The sequence below is a fragment of the Glutamicibacter sp. genome (assembly GCF_035257265.1).
Taxonomy (GTDB): Bacteria; Actinomycetota; Actinomycetes; order Actinomycetales; family Micrococcaceae; genus Glutamicibacter.
In genome coordinates this window covers 12,114-31,195 of record NZ_DATEXC010000018.1, presented here as the reverse complement: position 1 = coordinate 31,195, position 19,082 = coordinate 12,114, and the positions used below count along the sequence as shown (strand labels likewise).

13 protein-coding genes are annotated in these 19,082 nt (G+C 55.1%); 7 read left to right on the top strand and 6 right to left on the bottom strand.

The genetic code is table 11. The features are described from left to right. Positions 1 to 264 precede the first annotated feature (264 nt). Positions 265 to 3,927, top strand: coding sequence for an FHA domain-containing protein (locus tag VJ369_RS03010; protein ID WP_324090664.1), 3,663 nt, complete (start codon positions 265 to 267; stop codon positions 3,925 to 3,927). Here VJ369_RS03010 and VJ369_RS03005 read toward each other — a convergent pair. Next, the gene (locus VJ369_RS03005) at positions 3,924 to 4,328 is read right to left on the bottom strand and encodes a hypothetical protein (RefSeq protein ID WP_324090663.1); all 405 of its coding nucleotides are present in this window, start codon (positions 4,326 to 4,328) and stop codon (positions 3,924 to 3,926) included. The two genes, VJ369_RS03010 and VJ369_RS03005, sit on opposite strands and share 4 nt — an antisense overlap. 356 nt (positions 4,329 to 4,684) lie before the next feature. Between VJ369_RS03005 and VJ369_RS03000 the strand changes: the two genes are divergently transcribed. Both VJ369_RS03000 and VJ369_RS02995 read left to right on the top strand, forming a co-directional pair. Continuing rightward, entirely contained in the window at positions 4,685 to 4,933 is a 249-nt protein-coding gene (locus VJ369_RS03000) for a WhiB family transcriptional regulator (RefSeq protein WP_096256388.1), read from the top strand. A gap of 176 nt (positions 4,934 to 5,109) precedes the next feature. Next, positions 5,110 to 7,389: a Stk1 family PASTA domain-containing Ser/Thr kinase gene (locus VJ369_RS02995; protein ID WP_324090662.1), complete on the top strand. Its 2,280-nt coding sequence runs from the start codon at positions 5,110 to 5,112 to the stop codon at positions 7,387 to 7,389. 75 nt (positions 7,390 to 7,464) lie between these two features. Here the strand turns inward: VJ369_RS02995 and VJ369_RS02990 are convergent, their stop codons facing one another. Both VJ369_RS02990 and VJ369_RS02985 read right to left on the bottom strand, forming a co-directional pair. Next, positions 7,465 to 8,856, bottom strand: coding sequence for a class II 3-deoxy-7-phosphoheptulonate synthase (locus VJ369_RS02990; protein WP_324090661.1), 1,392 nt, complete (start codon positions 8,854 to 8,856; stop codon positions 7,465 to 7,467). Between the two features lie 96 nt (positions 8,857 to 8,952). Further along, positions 8,953 to 9,627, bottom strand: coding sequence for a lysophospholipid acyltransferase family protein (locus tag VJ369_RS02985; RefSeq protein ID WP_324090660.1), 675 nt, complete (start codon positions 9,625 to 9,627; stop codon positions 8,953 to 8,955). Positions 9,628 to 9,754: 127 nt separating this feature from the next. Between VJ369_RS02985 and VJ369_RS02980 the strand changes: the two genes are divergently transcribed. The 3 genes from VJ369_RS02980 to VJ369_RS02970 all read left to right on the top strand — a co-directional run bounded on the left by VJ369_RS02980 (position 9,755) and on the right by VJ369_RS02970 (position 12,859). Beyond that, positions 9,755 to 10,513 (top strand): alpha/beta hydrolase, encoded by a 759-nt coding sequence (locus VJ369_RS02980; protein WP_324090659.1) that lies wholly within the window; start codon positions 9,755 to 9,757, stop codon positions 10,511 to 10,513. Further along, positions 10,510 to 10,941 carry a hypothetical protein gene (locus tag VJ369_RS02975; RefSeq protein ID WP_324090658.1) on the top strand — a complete coding sequence of 144 codons (432 nt, stop codon included), beginning with the start codon at positions 10,510 to 10,512 and terminating at the stop codon, positions 10,939 to 10,941. Before VJ369_RS02980 ends, VJ369_RS02975 begins: the two co-directional genes overlap by 4 nt. A gap of 106 nt (positions 10,942 to 11,047) precedes the next feature. Continuing rightward, positions 11,048 to 12,859, top strand: a complete 1,812-nt coding sequence (locus tag VJ369_RS02970; RefSeq protein ID WP_324090657.1) for an AMP-dependent synthetase/ligase — start codon at positions 11,048 to 11,050, stop codon at positions 12,857 to 12,859. Here VJ369_RS02970 and VJ369_RS02965 read toward each other — a convergent pair. Together VJ369_RS02965 and VJ369_RS02960 are read right to left on the bottom strand one after the other, a co-directional pair. After that, positions 12,832 to 13,377 carry a hypothetical protein gene (locus tag VJ369_RS02965; protein ID WP_324090656.1) on the bottom strand — a complete coding sequence of 182 codons (546 nt, stop codon included), beginning with the start codon at positions 13,375 to 13,377 and terminating at the stop codon, positions 12,832 to 12,834. The genes VJ369_RS02970 and VJ369_RS02965 overlap by 28 nt on opposite strands. A 216-nt stretch (positions 13,378 to 13,593) precedes the next feature. Continuing rightward, positions 13,594 to 17,046 (bottom strand): pyruvate carboxylase, encoded by a 3,453-nt coding sequence (locus VJ369_RS02960; protein ID WP_324090655.1) that lies wholly within the window; start codon positions 17,044 to 17,046, stop codon positions 13,594 to 13,596. A 348-nt stretch (positions 17,047 to 17,394) separates the two neighbouring features. Between VJ369_RS02960 and VJ369_RS02955 the strand changes: the two genes are divergently transcribed. Further along, positions 17,395 to 18,210 (top strand): ParA family protein, encoded by an 816-nt coding sequence (locus VJ369_RS02955; protein ID WP_096256455.1) that lies wholly within the window; start codon positions 17,395 to 17,397, stop codon positions 18,208 to 18,210. Between the two features lie 85 nt (positions 18,211 to 18,295). Here the strand turns inward: VJ369_RS02955 and VJ369_RS02950 are convergent, their stop codons facing one another. Next, positions 18,296 to 18,886 (bottom strand): MerR family transcriptional regulator, encoded by a 591-nt coding sequence (locus tag VJ369_RS02950; RefSeq protein WP_324090654.1) that lies wholly within the window; start codon positions 18,884 to 18,886, stop codon positions 18,296 to 18,298. Between the last annotated feature and the right edge of the window lie 196 nt (positions 18,887 to 19,082).

Sequence of the window (19,082 nt, the reverse complement as noted above, 5' to 3'; positions counted from 1 at the left end):
CTATGAAGATATTCCCGAATGATCGAGGTAGACCGGCCACTGAAACGCCAGCACAACATCGTGCAGCCCATTTCTGTTCGTGTTCTGGGAGAAGTGGGTATGTGATGGGAGCCTAGCCCCAGATCCCTTGTCTTTCAATACCCGAGTGAAGATGTGGATAACCCGAAAGCAACGTTCTCCACATCCGGCGAAGCACCCAGGTGCATTGTGACCTGTAGATGCTGAAGTACTTATACGTGGCGGGCCTGGCTGAGGAGGAAAATCATGGTGCATTATGAGCTGTTGCTTATTTCTCGATCTTTTGCTCAGCCGCGCCAGTTTCAGCTGGAGGTTTCCGCTGCCCTTGACGGTCAGCAGTTATCGAAGATCCTCAGCGCAAGTTTTGGTTCAACGCGCTGGTTTCTTGGGCCAGCTGCCTTAGAAGAAGCTCCGGAGCTAAGCTCGCGCACCTACTTGTTGCTGACAGACCTTCCGCGTCCGGTTCTTCCGCGCGAACACCAGACGCCATCGGCTTTGCAGCTTTTTGTCGCTTCCGGGCCGGATGCAGGCGCGAGCTTACGACTGGTTCAAGGAACCCATGAGGTAGGGCGTTGTGCTCCCTTATGGTTGCAAGACCCCAAAATCGCGCGTCGTCATGCGCGTATTCGAGTGGACCAATCCCAATTGTTGCTGACCTGCGAATCATCCAACACCCTGCGGATCTCTCCACAACGGTCTTCCAGCGAGCCACTGAGCGAACTGACTTTGGAACGCGGCACATACTTCTGGCTGGGTGATACCGAGCTATGTGTGGGCGATCCGGTGATGCTTGATAACGCGCAGTCGATCAATGCCGAGCAACTCCACTGGGCGTTACCGGATAAGCCAGAGCTTCAGCGCCTGATCGCCCTGTGTTTAGCAGCCCTTCTGCCTATGCTTTCCGGAGTGATGCTGGCCGTATTCACCGGGTCAATGTTGTTTCTACTACTCAGTGGTGCCTCGGCGTTGCTCGGGGTGTTCCCTGCTATCCAGTTGCTTGGCGAACGTCGTCGGTGGAAAGCCAAAGCGGTGGTGTACCGCGACCACATCATCAGTGCCCGAGCAGCCTATGCCCCGCCCCTGGGAATCAGCACGCTCGCAGGAATGGCTCGCACCGAATTACAGATCCCTACAGCCAGTTTGCCTCCATTGGTCCTTGGTCAGGGATTGTGGTCTCCGGCGGCCGAAGAAGCTACCTCTAAGACCAAGCGACGGAGGAAATCGCATACTTCCTTGGACGCCCCGTGCCCGTCACCAGTATTCTCCCCCAGCGTGCCGGGCGCTTGGCAGATCGTTGGCGCGCAGGACAAACCAAGCACCGAATTGCTCTTCGCGATCTTAGCTCGCTATCTACCGGCGGTATTATCTGGACGCCTAGCACTGGTGCTCGATCCGAAATTGCGATGCCTCCCGGCGAGTTTACTGCTGCTACCCGGAGTCAGCACCGGGCTGCCACCACTGCCGGCCGCCCCCACCACGCTGGCAACCAAATCAGACGGCTTGGTACGCACTCTGTACGTGGTGTCTGCCCCGGCCCAAACACGTGACCAGGCGATAGTGATCGGCATAGGCCAAGGCCCAGTACCGAGCGGCACATGGTGGGTGAATCCACGGACTCCCGAGGCCGCTCTCAAAGATGCGCAGCTGACTCTGCACACAGTACAACGGCTCAGCGTACAACGCTTCGGTCGGCTGATTGACCGCTGCCTCAGCCTGGCCGAGTCCCAAGCAATGCGAGGCCATACAAAAGCCAACGAAATTACCCCCTGCGATCCAGCTCGTGCCTTAACGGCGCTTATTGGGGCTACCGATCAGCAGGAAGCGATTATTCTCGACTTCGGCGCAGACGGACCACACATGCTGATCTGCGGAACGACTGGTTCTGGAAAGTCTGAAGCACTTCGCCGGATCGTGAAGCAATTGGCCGGCGAGTATTCACCTGAACAGGTTGCTTTCGCACTCATCGATTTCAAAGGAGGTGCAGGTCTATCCGTATTTGCACAGTTGCCCCATGTTCAGCTGTTCGCCAGTGATTTAGACGCAGCCGCCGCTCAACGCGCGTTGGCCCAGTTGGAAATCGAAGTGACCCGGCGTGAGGAGTTGTTGGCCGAATATCGTTGTAGTGACCTGCGCGAGTACAGGCAACTAGTTCAGCCTGGTCCTGCACTTCCGAGTCTCATAGTGGTAATTGACGAATTCCGGGTGTTCAGTGATTCCATCCCCGAAGCCAACCCACGGATAGACCGCCTTGCCGCGGTTGGCCGGGCATTGGGCATACACCTCTTGCTCAGCACCCAGCGACCGGCCGGCACCTTAACCGGACAGACCAGAGCCAACCTACATACTGTGATCGCCCTACGCGTCAATGACCCCGGTGAGTCCATCGAGCTAGTCGGCATTCCTGACGCGGCATCATTGACAAACCCAGGACAGGCCGTCATTCACTGCGCCACACGGTCCACCCGCAAATTTCAGTTTGCACTCGCTTATGATCCGCCACCACACGGCGAATTAGCCGAACGAGGTCCATGGGATCTCACCGCGAAGCAAGTGTGCACCTTTGGCAGTCTCCCCACCGCGCACGAGAGTATGCAAGCACTGCACCAGCAGATAGAAATCTTGGCCGTGGAGTGGCAGTCCTTCAGCGTTAGGCGCTCGCCGTTTGCTGAAGATTTACCACAAATCCCTATGCCACCCGAAACACCGTGGATGCACGCTCAAACAGAAGAAATCTGGTGTGGGCTTGTGGACCGGCTTGATTCCGGGACGTTGGAACCCTTATTTATCAGTGGGCAAGCCGGCCACAGTCTTCTGGTCTGCGGACTGCCCGAAGCTGGCCCCCGACAGTTGCTTAGCAGTTTGTGCCAACTACCGAGAAAGGTTATAAGTTTTGGTCCGGAGTTACTCCTCGACGGGACTCGATTTCCTCACCTGCTGCAGGTGACCGGGCAAGACACTTACGATTTTCTCGACGCCGTCGACTACCTTGCTGAACCACGTGAAGATGAGCAGTTGTTAGTACTTATCCACGGAGTCGGCCAATTACAGTCGCTACTGCACCCGCAACATTTTCAGCATCTTGATGAGGTCCTAGGGGCGCTCCTGCGCCAGAGCGGCCTTGGGCCAACCGTAGTCATAGCTGTAGATCGAGACCAAGCGCTACTCAAAGCAGCAGGTCTATGCACCGAGCAATGGTATTTCCCATTCCACGCCACCGACTCGTTAAAGATGGCTTGGCCACGAATACCGGTCGTGGCCAACCACGTTGGACGCGGAATTCTGTTGAGCGGAACCGGCGCTGCACTCAGCATTCAGCTTGGAACCGCACAATCGCTGGCCACAACGGATCGTCAGTGGTCCGGGGGAATCTCAGAAGCGAAGAAGGCCACCTCCCCTGGATTGCTTCACTTAGGTAGACGTGCGTTGAAGGACACCAGTATTTCATTGCCTGCCACCGCAATGTCCATCGTAATTTGCGCGGACACCACAATTCGACAGGATCTGAGTCAGGTTTTGTGCCAGCGGTGGGGAATCGAGCGCATGGAGAAAATCGAAGACCTCGAAGCATTATTAAACTGCCCAACCGCTGGAAGCATCGGTCTGGTTCTCGAACATACGAATGATCCGAGGCTTGCTCCGTTACTCAATTCCGCAGTGAGCCGTGCAGTGATTCCCGTTCTTTTCGCTCCGCCTTCAAGTCGGCTCGCTTACGAAGTCGGTGCTCCGGGGATGGTCCTCGACGATAGATGTGTGGTGGTAGTTGAGGCCCATCATCCACACGATCTGCAACCATTGCCCTGGGAACCTTTAGGGGACTCTAAGAATTTAGATACTAAAAACCAATGGCGCGCGATAGCAAGTTCTCATGGACTCCCACGCGCCATTTTGATCGATAAAGAAGGTATTTAAGACTGTGGACGATCGCCGAGGAAAGCCGTGGTTTTCGGAGCAAATAACATCACGATAGTCACGGCGGCCACCACAATCGCAGCAATGGCGATGCCAGTAAAAGGTCCCTGCATGAATGAGAACGAGAGGATTAGTTGGAAGAGTTGCCACACGATAATGGGAGCGCGGGTGAAGGCTTTCCCTTTGAAGAAGTTCAGCGAAACACTAACCTGCCAAGCGCCCGCGGCTAGACACAGCACGAGCATGAAAATGCGCCCGCCCATATTGAGGTTTCCCTCGTCCGAAAGATGCAAAAGGTAGTTCGCTGCGTAAACCAGAACCGCTATTGCTTCGAGCATCGTTAGTGCTGCCACAGTTAAAACGCTGGTCGGACGGGATACCGAAGATTCGTTGTTGCTCACGAGACCAATTTTCGTGCAAGTGTCTCAGGAACTCAAACGGGGGTTGCCCTTAGGAAAGTTCAGCTCTGCCAAGCGTTCCTCAGATAGCGCAGAGGGCACCGGAAAGCCATGTGAGAAAGCACTCAGGGATTCAGCCACATTTCACTTCCATGACTCTTGTTTACTTTCTCGTAACATGAAAACCTAATGTGGTTGGTTAAATGAACATCTCAGTTCGTACCTGACCGACTCCTCGAAGATGATTTCAGTACTCACAACGTAACTCACCTGCTTTTCCAATTCGCAGTTGTTTTCTCTTTGTGACGTTTTCTGGAGGGCCTTCGTTTCCCCAAATATTTCAAGGAGCATCAATAAGCATGGATTGGCGTAGCCGCGCGGCGTGTCTGGAAAAGGACCCGGAACTTTTCTTCCCGGTGGGTAACACCGGTCCGGCCCTCTTACAGATTGAAGAGGCCAAAAGCGTATGCCGTCGATGCGACGTCACCGAAACCTGTCTGCAGTGGGCCATCGAGTCCGGACAGGACGCTGGCGTATGGGGCGGTATGAGTGAAGATGAGCGTCGTGCCCTAAAGCGTCGTGCCGCTCGGGCTCGTCGCGCTTCTTAGAGTAAAAGCTGCACCCGAGGTAGATCTCGCAACCCGGGATGCTGTCTGAAATCCGCCAATGGGAATCCTACTGGCGGATTTCGACTTTAACTCGTGAAACACTCAGGCCAGCTGGGTAACCTACACTTAGTATCTGTGTTCGAAAGGAGCCGTGCAGTGTCTCAGACCCTTCAACTGTGCTCCCCTGTGGCAGGAGTTTGTCCTTGATAACCCCTGAACGACCAGACCAACTCGTAGGGCAAGTACTAGGTCACCGATACCGGTTAGATACTCTCATCGCTTTAGGTGGGATGTCTCGGGTCTACCGGGCCATGGATCTCAACTTGCACCGTTCGGTGGCAGTGAAGGTACTGGACGATAACTTCGCTAGCGAATCCCTCGTTCGCGAACGTTTTGAGTCTGAAGCCATTATCGCCGCGAATATTTCTCACCCGAATGTGGTGTCCATTCGCGACCATGCAATTTCAGGCAGTCATGTGTATCTCGTCATGGAATATGTGCGTGGTCAGAATCTCGCAGAGGTCATCGAAGAACGGGGACGTTTCACTCCACGCCAGATGCTCAGCATTCTAGAGCGCATCTGCAGTGGACTTCGCGCAGCTCATCTCGAAGGCATCGTACATAGAGATATGAAGCCTGCCAACGTTTTACTCTCCGACAACGGCGAAATCAAAATCACCGACTTCGGCTTGGCCCGGGCCGCCAGTGCGCATACCCAGTCCGCCACGCTGGTGGCGACGCTTTCCCATGTCTCCCCCGAACTGGTTTCTGGCGCTCCTTCCGACTCACGTAGCGATATCTACGCAGTGGGCATCATGATCTATCAAATGCTCACCGGCCACTTGCCTTTCCCCATGACTAATCCAGCAGCCATGATGAAGCACCACCTCGATTCACCCATGCCAATGCCGTCTAATTCGGTACCAGGACTGAGTGAAGATCTAGATGAACTGGTGCGTTACTGCACCGAAAAGGATCCTGAACGACGTCCCCAAAATGCTGGATTTCTACTCGATGATGTCATCCAGATCCGGTCAACATTAACTGACGACGAGCTGGATCTCGATGCCGAGTCCTTAGGTGATGTCTCTGATCTCGCGCCCCTCGCCGCGGCTGCCATGCCGACCACGGTGCAGCAGCGACTCGATGAGTGGCAGCGTCATCGCGATGAACAACGTCAACCCTGGTGGATGGACGAAGACACCCTCGGGGAAACCGCAGCGACATCGTCCGATGATTACTCTGCCGTGCCAGAGGATGAAGCCACTACAGTAATCAGCACCTCCGACGCCACCGAAGTACTAGACCTGCGTGAGGCCCAAACAACGACGGTGCCCCGCATGGTCAATGAACTCGATGACCCAGAGACCGCCCTTTCTTCGGCCACTGCTGCTTATTCGCGAGAAGACTTAGACCAGTTCGAGGGTCCGGCTCCCACCGCAACCGATCTGGCGGTCCCAGCCGCTCAGGGCAAAGTTTCGGCTCGCGCACAGAAGCAAGAACAAAAGCGGGCGGCCAGGGAATGGAGAAAAACTGCGCAGGTTCCAACTCACCAGCTGGTGAGGCCCCAAACTGGTGGGCGTAGGGCGGTAATCACCGTGGTGCTAATCCTCGTCGTTGCCGTAGTCGCCGCCGGCGCATGGTTCTTCGGCCGCGGACCGGGAACAATCATTCGTGTTCCCTCGCTCACTGGAATGCTGCAAACTCAGGCGGTCTCCCAGTTTGATAGTCAAGGTGTCCCGGTGCGTGTGAACTCGGTCTACGACGATGAAATCGCCGTCGGCAGGGTTGTTCAGTCTAAGCCAAACAGCGGCGAAAGCTTGATGAAATTTCAGGGCGTCAATCTGCTAGTCTCCCGTGGTCCGGAACTTTTTGAAATTCCTGCAATGCAAGGTTTGAGTCAAACAGAAGCAACCTCTCGTCTCGCCGATTCGGGTTTGACGAAGCTGACGACGAGTCGGGAGTATTCATCCTCGGTTGAAGAGGGCAAGGTTATTTCCAGCTCACCCGCCTCGGGTGAAATGGCTAGCCGCAAGAACACCATTTCTTTGACGCTTTCTCGTGGTCCTGCGCCAGTCAAAGTTCCAAGCGTTCTCGGTCTGAGCCACGAACAAGCCAAACAGAAGTTTAAAGATGTAGGGCTAAAGCTGGCTGTCGGAGACAAACAGTATTCTTCTAATATTGCCTCCGAATTGGTGGTGGCGCAAAGCGCGCAGAATGAGACCGTACCCTACGGCAGCACCGTTACCGTGAACCTCTCCAAGGGACCAGAACTTCTCCAGGTTCCTTCGGTCCTTGGTCAGAGTCTGACGGAAGCCACCGCCACTCTTGAAGCTGCCGGGTTTACCGTTTCTAATCGATCGATGCTCGGCGGCTTCTCAGATACCGTACGTATGCAAACTCCGCTGAATAAACAGGCTGAGCGTGGGAGCGTAGTAAGTCTGTATACGTTCTAGTTTTCGGTTTGTGGCAATAAAAATCCTGGCTCCACTCATGGTGAGAGGAGCCAGGATTTTTGTGCGTTAGACGGGTTAGCGTCGGCCGCGGCTTTGCAGTGCACCAGAAACGAGGAATGCCATTTCCAGTGACTGCTTGTGGTTCAGTCGAGGATCGCAGACCGACTCGTAGAGGTCATCGAACTGTTCTTGACGGATTGGATCGGCTCCACCAAGGCACTCTGCTACATCGTCGCCGGTCATTTCCACGTGCAAGCCACCGGGGAAGGTGCCCAGCGAATCGTGGACTTCGAAGAAGCCACGGACTTCGTCCATAACATCGTCGAACTTGCGGGTTTTGTAACCGTTTTCGCTGGTGACGGTGTTGCCGTGCATCGGGTCGGTGACCCAGAGTACCTGCGCACCGGAAGCGGTGACCTTTTCGACCAGGTTTGGCAGCTTCTCGCGAATGTTCTGCGCGCCCATGCGGGTAATAAAGGTCAGGCGGCCTGGTTCGCGGTTCGGATCAAGCTTCTCGATCAATGCCAGCGCGTCTTCAGGCTTGGTGTTCGGGCCAAGCTTCACGCCAATTGGGTTGCGCACGCGCGAGAGGAAGTCCACGTGAGCGTGATCCAGTTGACGGGTGCGCTCACCGATCCACAGGAAGTGTCCCGAGGTGTCATATGGCTGCCCGGTCCGTGAATCAGTTCGCGTTAGTGCACGTTCGTAATCCAGCAACAATGCTTCGTGGGAAGCAAAGAACTCGGTACGCTTCAGTGCTTCGAAGTCGGCTCCGCAGGCATCCATGAAACGGATCGCCGAGTCGATTTCACCGGCAAGCTGCTCGTAAGCCGAGTGCGCTGGGTTGGCCATGAATCCGGCGTTCCACGAGTGAACGCTTCGCAGGTCGGCGAAACCACCCTGGGTGAACGCACGAATCAAGTTCAGCGTTGCCGAGGAGGTGTTGTAGGCCTGCACCAGTCGTTTAGGATCATGGGCGCGGGACTCTGGGGTGAAGTCATAACCGTTGACGATGTCGCCGCGGAATGCCGGCAGAGTCACGCCGTCTCGGGTCTCATCGTTAGAAGAACGTGGCTTAGCAAATTGCCCAGCCATACGTCCCATTTTGATGACTGGCATCGAGGCGCCATATGTCAGCACAACGGCCATCTGCAAAATAGTTTTCACACGCGAAGAGATCTTGTCTGCGGTCGCTGCGTCAAAGGTTTCGGCGCAGTCGCCACCCTGAAGGAGGAACGCTTTGCCCTGTGCCGCGGCAGCAAGACGTTCACGCAAAATATCCACTTCACCGGCAAATACCAGTGGCGGACGTGAACCCAGTTCGGAAATTGAGGCGCTATAGTCCGGGTGCTCACGCCAGGTGGGCTGTTGGGCAATAGGCAGATCACGCCACGCATCAAGTTGAGGGTCGGTGGCGGGGCCGGCTACAGAGGAGCCAGGCAATGGGGTTCGGTTTTCTTCGCTCACCCTAAAGATTCTACGTGTGAGAGCATCAAAGCACCGCGATGAATGTAACAACTGGGCGTAACACACCAGTTCTGGACACTACCTAGAATCTTTGAACTAGCTATTTTTAGCCTTTTTCGGCGCGTATACGTCTACGTAGTTCTGACCTGAGAGCTCGTTGATGGCCTTGCGGATCTTGTCGGCCACGAGGCGCAAGATCTGCGGGTCATCAGCTTGCCCTGCATACTGGCTGAAATCCAAGGGGGCTCCCAGATGTATCCCGATCCGCCCAGGTTTAGGGATCCCCCGGCCAATGGGCTGGACCTTGTCGGTACCGATCATGGCGATAGGGATTACGGGTGCACCGGATTCAATAGCCAGTTTTGCCACTCCGAGTTTGGCTCGGTAGAGCCGGCCATCTGGAGAACGTGTTCCTTCCGGGTAGATACCCAGTAACTTGCCTTCTTGCAATGCGCGGTTGGCGCTCGCTAGTGATGCCGCTGAGCCTTTACCGCCGGAACGGTCCATCGGCAGCTGATTAATGTTGCGGAAGAACCACGCGACAAATCGTCCTTTAGGTCCTTTGCCGTTGAAATAATCGTCCTTGGCCAAAAAGATCACCGGGCGTTCGAGGCTGGCCGGTAAGAATACTGAATCACTAACTGAGAGGTGGTTTGAGGCGAGAATTGCCGCGCCCTCTGCGGGAATGTTGTCTATACCTTGAAGGTCGATCTTGAAAAAGATACGCAACAAGGGCCGAACCGCGAACCGTTTGAGAAAGTCGTAGAGCACGGTGTGGCATTCCTTCGTTTTTGTCTTCGAGCGTCTATGAGTGGGTTCGCTGCTGCGTGCGTTGATTCCACTCAATACAATTGTGCACTACGCTCGACTATGAACCGTTAAATTATTAGGGGTGCACATGATGAAAGACGCTACTTCGATCCCGGGGACCACGTCGGACGTGGATTTTGCGGTGCTGTTAATCCATGGCTTTACCGGATCCACTACAGCTATGCACCCCTGGGCTGCATCCCTAGAAGAGCATGGCGTGCCCACTAGCGTTCCGATACTTCCCGGTCATGAAACCCACTGGCAAGACATGATTGGACGTCCTTATCACCAGTGGATCCAACGCACCGAAGATGCCTACGATGAACTTGCCGCAACACATCGAAGGGTATTTATCGCCGGCCTGTCCATGGGTGGCGCATTGGCGTTACACCTTGCCACACGCAGAAACGTCGCCGGCGTGTCATTGGTTAATCCTGGGCTGGTTATCGATTCACCGGTGGCACCATACGCGGGATATCTGCGCCGAGTCGTTCGATCGGTCGCGCCAATCAGCAACGACATTGCGCTGCCAGGAGCCGACGAAAATGCCTATACGCGTACGCCGGTAGCCGCCGTTCACGAGTTGCATAAGCTGTTCGCGCAAACTCGTGCCCGACTCCCCTTAGTGAGCGCCCCAGTTCAATTATTTCGTTCGGCGGTGGATAACGTCGTTTCAGATGCATCCGTACACGAGCTGCTCAAAGGACTACAGCCGGGAATTCTTCGCGAACGTATCGCGTTGTCACGCAGTAGACACGTGGCGACGTTGGATTATGATGCGCCGAAAATTTTCAAAGAATCACTGCGCTTTTTCACCGATGTGACAGCGCGGGAAGAGGCTAAGTGAACCCGGCAGAACATGAGCCATCAAACACCGAAGATCCACGCTGGGATGAGTTGGTGGACAACTTCAGAAACCTTGAGGTACCCGCCCCGCGTGAGCCCAGCGCAGAAGAGCGCGCTGCCGAATTAGCAAAATTATTTAATACCGGTCCACTGGCACGCGGTCCGCGTGATTATTCGGCCGATGAAACACCGGAAGAATTCATTCCCGAAGAACCTGCCGCTATCGGCAGTGGAGACCCAATGCTCAACCTTGCGTGGGTTGGTGCCGTGGGTGGTCCTTTTGGACTGCTTTTGTGTGTAATCTTTTTTCGCAACGCTCCGGGCTTTATTTATCTTGGCCTAGCGGCCGCAGCGATCGTCGGTATTTTTTACTTGCTGCGAAGACTTCCGACTCAGCGGGATCCGGGAGATGATGGGGCTAAGGTCTAACCAACTTGGAACACTTCCATAGCTACGTTACTATCAAGTAATATAGATGTGACACAGCTTACGTACTGACATGGCCCGAACACTTAGCACAGGAGATGAGTACCAGATGCGCGAATACAGCTCGCCACTTCGCATCCACTCGCCGGAAAATTCGAACATTACCGATCTGCTCCTAAGGCATGCTAATTCAGCAGCCAATCCGGCGCTCTTCTCGGTGCCAACTGCTAATGGGGATTGGCAGGACATCACCGCCTCACAGTTTGCCGCCGACGCCTCGGCGATCGCACGTGGATTCATCGCTTCGGGCATTGAGCAAGGTTCGCGCATCGGTTTGATGGCACGCACCCGCTATGAGTGGACGCTAGTTGACTTCGCCATCTGGTATGCCGGCTGCATCACCGTGCCAATCTATGAAACCTCCTCCCCCAGCCAGGTCGCATGGATCATTGCCGATTCCGGTGCCCGCGCGGTGGTAGTGGAATCTGCTAACCATGAGAATGTCGTTCGCCAAGCCGCCCACCAAGAGTCTTTAGATGAGTTGGACGATGTCTGGCAATTTGAGGCTGGCCTAGACGAGCTTCGCAATCTCGGTAAAGACGTCAGCGACGAAGAACTCGAAGCGCGTCGATCCGCGGCTACGCTCAAAGACGTAGCCACCGTAATTTACACCTCCGGGACGACTGGACGCCCCAAGGGCTGCGAATTGACCCACGGCAACTTCGTTGAGCTTTCTGACAACGCTGCCGCGGAACTGCCTGAATGCGTCTACCCCGGCGCAGCGACCATCATGTTCCTGCCACTCGCGCACATCTTCGCCCGCTATATCTCGATACTTGCCGTTTCTGTTGGTTGCCGTGTCGGCCATACCCCAGACGTTAAAAACCTTCTGCCTGATCTCCAGTCATTTCAACCAACCTTCATTCTTGCCGTACCCCGTGTGTTCGAGAAGGTATACAACTCAGCCATGCTGAAGGCCGAAGACGGCGGTAAGGGCAAGATCTTCCACGCTGGTGTTGATGTCGCCGTTGCTTATTCTCGCGCGATGGAGAACGGCAACATTCCGCTAGTTCTCAAAGCCAAGCACAAACTCTTTGATGTGTTGCTCTATAACAAGTTGCGCACCGCCATGGGCGGAAAAATTCGCTACGCAGTCTCCGGCGGCGCTCCCCTGGGCCAGCGTCTAGGACACTTCTTTAACGGAATTGGCGTGACGATTCTGGAAGGTTACGGCCTGACCGAAACCACGGCTCCAATCAGCGTAAACACCCCGGCCAAGATCAAGATCGGCACTGTGGGTCGCCCGTTGCCTGGCAACGCAGTTCGTATTGCCGAAGACGGCGAGATACTGACCAAGGGCATTTGCGTGATGCGCGGTTACCACAACCGGCCAGATCTCGAAGCAGAAACCTTCACCGACGGCTGGTTCAGAACTGGGGACGTTGGAGAGCTCGATTCTGACGGCTTCTTAAAAATCACCGGCCGCAAGAAAGAAATTATCGTTACTGCCAGCGGAAAGAACGTTATCCCGGCACTGCTCGAAGATCAGATTCGTGCCGACGCATTAGTTTCACAGTGCGTCGTCCTAGGTGATGGTCGCCCGTTCATCTCTGCACTAGTCACCCTCGATGCCGAATCACTACCTGGCTGGTTGGAACGCAATCAATTGGATAAGTCGTTGACTGTCGAACAAGCAGGAGAACTCGACGTAGTGAAGACGCATATTCAATCGCTGGTTGATAAAGCAAACAAATCAGTGAGTCGCGCCGAAGCGATCAAGGCGTTCCGTATTGTGCCCACTGATTTCACGGAGACCTCCGGTCATTTGACCCCATCGATGAAGATCAAGCGTGCGGTGGTGTTCAAGGACTACGAACAGGTCATTGACGAAATCTATTCGGCGGCCAAACCAGTCGCATAAGTTAGTACTGCATCAGCAAGTTCCCACCGTTCGTGGGATGAAGCGGCCCAGGGAAACCTGCGGCCGCTTTGTTGTACCTGCTCAGCGAAATCTAGGGGAAGGATCACGCGTTCAAAGACTGGTGCTACAGTTCCTGCTTTAGCTGATCCCAGCTGCGCATAGAGCAAGTTTTCTGCCAGACTAGTTTGCCCGTTGAGCAAAAGCCATTGCACTAGATCCATAAGCGCCGGTTCTGCGTTCGCGGAGGTATCGCCTAATACCACCAGAACGTCTGCTTTACTAAAGTGCCCGGTCAACGCAGCTTGGACTCGTTCTGGACCCGCCGCCCGCACCTGAGAAGACAACGAGAGCTCTTGAAATTGGGCTTGTAGGACACCTGCAATTGGCTCCGCTGGCAACGATGAGTCTAGGGCGAAAAGACTGACGTTCAGGGTTGCTCTTATTTTTCCTGCAGCGAGAGCCTTCGCCCGTAGCGTTGCTGCTTTAAGTGTTTCGTCGTGCTTACGCGATAAACGCATCGCTCTCCTTGCCCAAGATTTGAGTTTGAACCGTTTCCTTGAACGATTCCGGGACCATCAGTGTGCATCGTGCCATAGATGCCCCTAGTGTTCCAGTTTGCTTGTACGTGAAGTTGTACAAACAGCGACAGGTCGCACCAATGGCGTGGTGCCAAGGGATTGCTCCCCCAGACGCCACGCCATTGGTAGTTTGCCAAACGCTACATATACCGGTGCTTACTTAGGTTCAATGACCAGGAGCAAATCTCCACCCTGAACCTGGCTGGTTCCATCGAAAGTCACCTGTGAAACAACGCCTGAGGCATTAGTGGTAATGCCAGCTTCCATCTTCATCGCTTCGATGGTGGCTACCGATTGTCCGGACTCGACTAAGTCTCCGACCTTGACATTGATCGTCACCGCTCCGGCGAATGGAGCTGCGACGTGACCGGAGTTCTTCGGATCCGCCTTTGGCGCGCTCTTGACGGTTGATTCAACGGATTCGTCGCGAACCTTGATCTGACGCGACTGACCATTGAGCGAGAACACCACGGTGCGCAGGCCCTTTTCGTCGGCTTCGGATACCGAAATCAGCTTGACCAGCAAGCGAACACCAGTGCCAAGCGAAACTACGCGCTCTACGTCTGGGGTCAGTCCGAAGAGGTAATCACGGGTGTGCAATACCGAGAGGTCGCCGTAGTTCTCCACCGACTTTTCGAAGTCGCGAGTTGGACCAGCGAACAATAGGCGGTTAAGCGTTGCGCGGATGGTCTCGTCGTCGCTAGTCAGCGCCGCCAAGTCCTCGTCTGAGACCGACTCTACGTGATCGCGCACGGTGCGACCCTGCAGAGCCTTGGTGCGGAACGGTTCTGGCCAGCCCCCCGGAGGGTTACCCAATTCGCCCGAAAGGAACTGGATGACCGAATCTGGGATGTCGAAGTTCTGCGGGTTGGATTCGAAATCAGCAGCTGGCACACCGGAGCCAACGAGCTGTAGAGCTAGATCGCCAACCACCTTCGATGAGGGGGTCACCTTCACGACGTTGCCCAGCATGTCGTTGACCGAGGCGTACATGGACTCGATGGCTTCGAAACGCTCACCCAATCCCAACGCAATAGCCTGCTGGCGCAGGTTGGAGAGCTGTCCACCGGGGATTTCGTGCTGGTAAACGCGTCCAGTTGGAGCCGGCAGTCCGGATTCAAATGGCTTGTACATAGCACGCACTGCTTCCCAGTATGGCTCCAGGGAAGCAACTGCTGCCAGTGATAGACCAGAATCGCGTTCGGTGTGCTCCAATGCAGCAACCAATGCCGAAGTAGATGGCTGGCTGGTAGTGCCTGCCATCGCGGCCGAGGCAACGTCAACCGCATCCACGCCGGCCTCGATGGCTGCCGTGAGGGTAGCCATCTGGCCACCAGCAGTATCATGGGTGTGCAGGTGAACCGGGGCATCGAAGCGTGCTCGCAAGGCGGTGACAAGTTTCTTCGCCGCATCCGGACGAAGCAAACCGGCCATATCCTTGATGGCGATGATGTGTGCGCCAGCATCGATAATCTGCTGAGCCAGATTCAGGTAGTAATCCAGCGTGTATAGCTTCTCATTGGGATCAAGTAGGTTGCCGGTGTAGCACAAGGCCACTTCGGCGACCGCGGTTCCGGTTTCCCGGACCGCTTTGATAGCCGGAGCCATCTGTGCCACGTCGTTCAGTGCGTCGAAGATACGGAAGATATCGACGCCACTCTTAGCTGCCTGCTTCACAAAGGCATCGGTCACCTCGGTTGGGTAGGGAGTGTAACCAACCGTGTTTCGACCGCGAAGAAGCATCTGCAATGGAATGTTCGGCAGTTCGGCTCGCAGTAGCTCCAAACGCTTCCATGGATCTTCGCCTAGGAATCGTAGTGATACGTCGTAGGTTGCCCCACCCCAGACCTCCATGGAGAACAACTGCGGCACGGTGTGTGCGTAAGCAGGAGCTGCTGCAAGCAGATCACGAGTACGAACACGTGTTGCTAGCAACGACTGATGCGCATCACGGAAAGTGGTGTCGGTGATACCAACGGCGGTTGAATCGCGCAACGCCTTGGCAAAGCCCTCAGGACCTAGGTCAATGAGCTTCTGGCGCCAGCCAGCTGGCGGTGTTACCGACTTCGAAGGTCCATCAAATGGCGAACGCTCAGGCTCGGAGGCCTTGTCGCCTGGGAAGCTCGGAAGCTTCTTACGAGGGTCAATACCATCGATGCGTTCACCATTGGGCTTGTTAACAGTCACGTGCGCCAGGTAGTTGAGCGCCTTGGTACCGCGGTCCTGAGATTCATTACCGGTCAGCAGATCCGGACGCGAGTCAATGAAGTCTGTGGCGACATCGCCGGCGATGAACTGTGGATCGTTCAACACGTTCTGAATGAACGGGATGTTGGTCGCTACGCCGCGAACACGGAATTCAGCGAGTGCCCGTCGTGCACGTGCCACGGCAGTGGCGTAGTCGCGGCCACGGCAGGTGAGTTTGACCAGCATCGAGTCAAAGTGCGGCGAAACTTCTGCACCGGTGTAGATCGTGCCGCCGTCTAGACGTACGCCGGAACCACCGGCAGAACGGTAAACAGTAATTGTTCCGACGTCCGGGCGGAAACCATTAGCAGGGTCCTCGGTAGTGATACGAGACTGGATTGCCCAGCCGCGAACCTGAATGGTGTCCTGGCTGATCTCGAGGTCGCTCAGAGTTTCGCCTGAGGCAATGCGCATCTGTGCCTGAACCAAGTCGATGTCTGTGACTTCTTCAGTCACCGTGTGCTCTACCTGGATACGTGGGTTCATTTCGATGAACACATGCTGACCTGCACGCTCACCCACGGTATCCACCAAGAACTCCACGGTACCGGCGTTCTGGTATCCCAGAGTCTTGGCGAACTTAACCGCATCGCGGAATAGTGCCTGCCGGATCGAATCATCGAGGTTTGGAGCAGGAGCAATCTCCACAACCTTCTGGTGACGACGCTGCAAGGAGCAATCACGCTCATGCAGGTGGACTACGTTGCCCTGTTCGTCGGCGAGGATCTGAACTTCAATGTGACGCGGACGAAGTACTGCCTGCTCTAGGAAAACTGTTGGATCGCCGAAAGCCGTTCCGGCTTCGCGCATTGCGGCGCCCATCAGCTCGGGTAGGTCTTCACGCTTGTCAACGCGTCGCATACCTCGTCCACCGCCGCCGGCAACTGCCTTGACGAAGATTGGGAACCCGATACGGTCTGCTTCGGCTAACAGGAAGTCCACGTCGTCGCTTGGCTCCGAGGATTCCAGCACGGGAATGCCTGCCTTGCGTGCAGCCTTCAACGCTGCGACCTTATTTCCAGCTAGCTCAAGTACGTCCGCCTTTGGACCAATGAACTTAATGCCGTTTTCTGCTGCCTTGCGTGCCAGGTCTGGGTTTTCCGAGAGGAAACCGTAGCCTGGGTAAATAGCATCTGCGCCGGCTTCTTTGGCGACGCGAATGATTTCGTCAATGTCCAGGTAGGCGCGAACAGGGTGTCCCTCTTCGCCAATCTGGTAGGCCTCTCCAGCCTTCTGCCGGTGGATCGAGTTTCGGTCTTCATATGGGTAGACGGCAACGGTTTTAGCGCCGAGTTCGTATCCAGCGCGGAAAGCACGAATTGCAATCTCACCGCGGTTGGCGACCAAGATCTTCTCAAACATATTTTCCCTACATCGATTCAGCACACCCGTTTGGGTTCGGAGTTGCGTCCTTGTGTGGACGCTTCATCGCGTATTACCCGGGTGCTGGGCTTCGCATAGCGGATATTTTTAACCGCTACTGTGGATACCCTACCGTGACCGGGTACACAATTACCAAACATTTCGCTATGTGGTCTGACCACAATGTCAACTAGACGATTTATGGATCTTTTTTGACATAGGTACATTCGTGCTAAAAATCCCACGTTGCGGAGTCGGGGAATTACGGCTCGGCACACTATGATAAAGGGAGACTAAATATTCGGTGGGACACATAATCAGCGAGCAGTGAAAGGCGTGGTCTGGTCCGTGCATGTAGTGAGCATCAGCAGCCTCAAGGGTGGCGTAGGAAAAACCTCCGTAACACTCGGATTGGCCTCAGCAGCACTCGCAGCCGGAATTCCGACGCTCGTGATCGACTTAGATCCGCACGCGGACGCGAGCACTGGCTTGGGAGTACGAGTGAACGGCAAGCAGCCGATTGGGCAAATGCTCAAGAACGTTCGCCGCGCACGCCTTCAAGACAACGTCGCAGCAAGCGCATGGCAGTCCAAGGCGGCTGAAAAGAAATCGCGTACACGTATTCCAGTACTAGACGTTGCCGTCGGCGACGCCTTTACCGGAATTTATGACCGTCCGGATTTACGTACTCGTGATTTACGCCGCCTGTCCCAGTTATTGAGTCGTACTAGCGGTTACCAGCTTGTTCTTATCGACTGCCCGCCTTCGCTTAACGGTCTGACCCGCATGGCATGGAGTGCGTCGGATCAGCTATTGCTCGTTGCCGAGCCAAGCTTATTCTCTGTTGCAGGAACCGAGCGCACCCAGCGTGCCTTGGAACTCTTCCGCCGCGAATTCGCTCCGTCACTAGGCCCCGTCCGCGTTGTCGCGAACCGAGTGCGTAAAGACTCCGCAGAGCATACATTCCGTCTCAACGAAATGCGTCAGATGTTCGGTGATTCCATGGTTAAACCAGAAATTCCTGAACACCCTGAGTGGCAGCAGATCCAGGGCGCCGCTTACTCGGTGCATCAGTGGCCAAGTAAGGCCACTGCTCCTATGCTTGGCCAGTTCGATGCATTACTCAAGGAACTCATGTCAGCTGCGCCCACACCAAACAGCTAAAGTCACCACCCATACGTAAAAAGCTTCGGCTCTAACCACTTGAAAAAGTTGGTTAGAGCCGAGGCTTTTGTTTCTAATAAAGTATTTAGCCGACGTTTCGAGCGGCCTTCGCGGCACGGCGAGCAGAGAGCTCATCTGTAGCTAATTGGTCACTGGTACTTTCGGAAGGAAGCGCCGCAAGTGATCCTTCGACTTCACGCCATACTCGACCCACGGCAATGCCGAAGACCCCTTGTCCTGCCTGAACTAGATCAATTACCTCGTCGGCACTCGTGCATTCGTAGACCGATGCACCGTCACTCATCAAAGTAATTTGCGCTAGATCTTCAACTCCACGTTCACGAAGATGGCTGACTGCGGTCCGAATCTGCTGTAGAGAAACCCCGGTGTCTAAAAGGCGTTTGACCACTTTCAGGACCAGAATATCTCGGAAGGAGTAGAGCCGCTGCGTGCCGGAGCCTTTGGCTCCGCGCACTGCCGGTTCAACCAGACCTGTTCGGGCCCAGTAATCAAGCTGACGATAGGTAATCCCAGCCGCCTTGCACACTACCGGTCCACGGTATCCGGCATGTTCATCAAGTTCAGGTAGATCATCAGTGAAAAGCAAGCCCTGAGTATTGGATCGCTGAACGCCACCGATGGTCCCAAGACGAGGACCGGTCTGGCTAGAGTCCATCCAAATACTCCTAGTGTGTAAGCAAAATCCATTGAGAGATGAGAGATTTCCAAGCGACTGATAGGTGCGAGTGATGGCGAACCATGGATCGGTCAACAGGAATTTTCCCTATGCTTCGACGGTACGGCTATAAGTGCCTTTGGTCAAAGACCTTCAAGCTTAACTTTAAGGCGTGTCGCTTTTAAGGGTTGCAGGC

Bases quoted from the DNA above. Each gene is read 5' to 3' on its own strand.
- VJ369_RS02980 (WP_324090659.1), top strand. From the start codon at position 9,755: ATGATGAAAGACGCTACTTCGATCCCGGGGACCACGTCGGACGTGGAT.
- VJ369_RS03010 (WP_324090664.1), top strand. From the start codon at position 265: ATGGTGCATTATGAGCTGTTGCTTATTTCTCGATCTTTTGCTCAGCCG.
- VJ369_RS02965 (WP_324090656.1), bottom strand. From the start codon at position 13,377: ATGCGTTTATCGCGTAAGCACGACGAAACACTTAAAGCAGCAACGCTA.
- VJ369_RS02960 (WP_324090655.1), bottom strand. From the start codon at position 17,046: ATGTTTGAGAAGATCTTGGTCGCCAACCGCGGTGAGATTGCAATTCGT.
- VJ369_RS02970 (WP_324090657.1), top strand. From the start codon at position 11,048: ATGCGCGAATACAGCTCGCCACTTCGCATCCACTCGCCGGAAAATTCG.
- VJ369_RS03000 (WP_096256388.1), top strand. From the start codon at position 4,685: ATGGATTGGCGTAGCCGCGCGGCGTGTCTGGAAAAGGACCCGGAACTT.
- VJ369_RS02950 (WP_324090654.1), bottom strand. From the start codon at position 18,886: ATGGACTCTAGCCAGACCGGTCCTCGTCTTGGGACCATCGGTGGCGTT.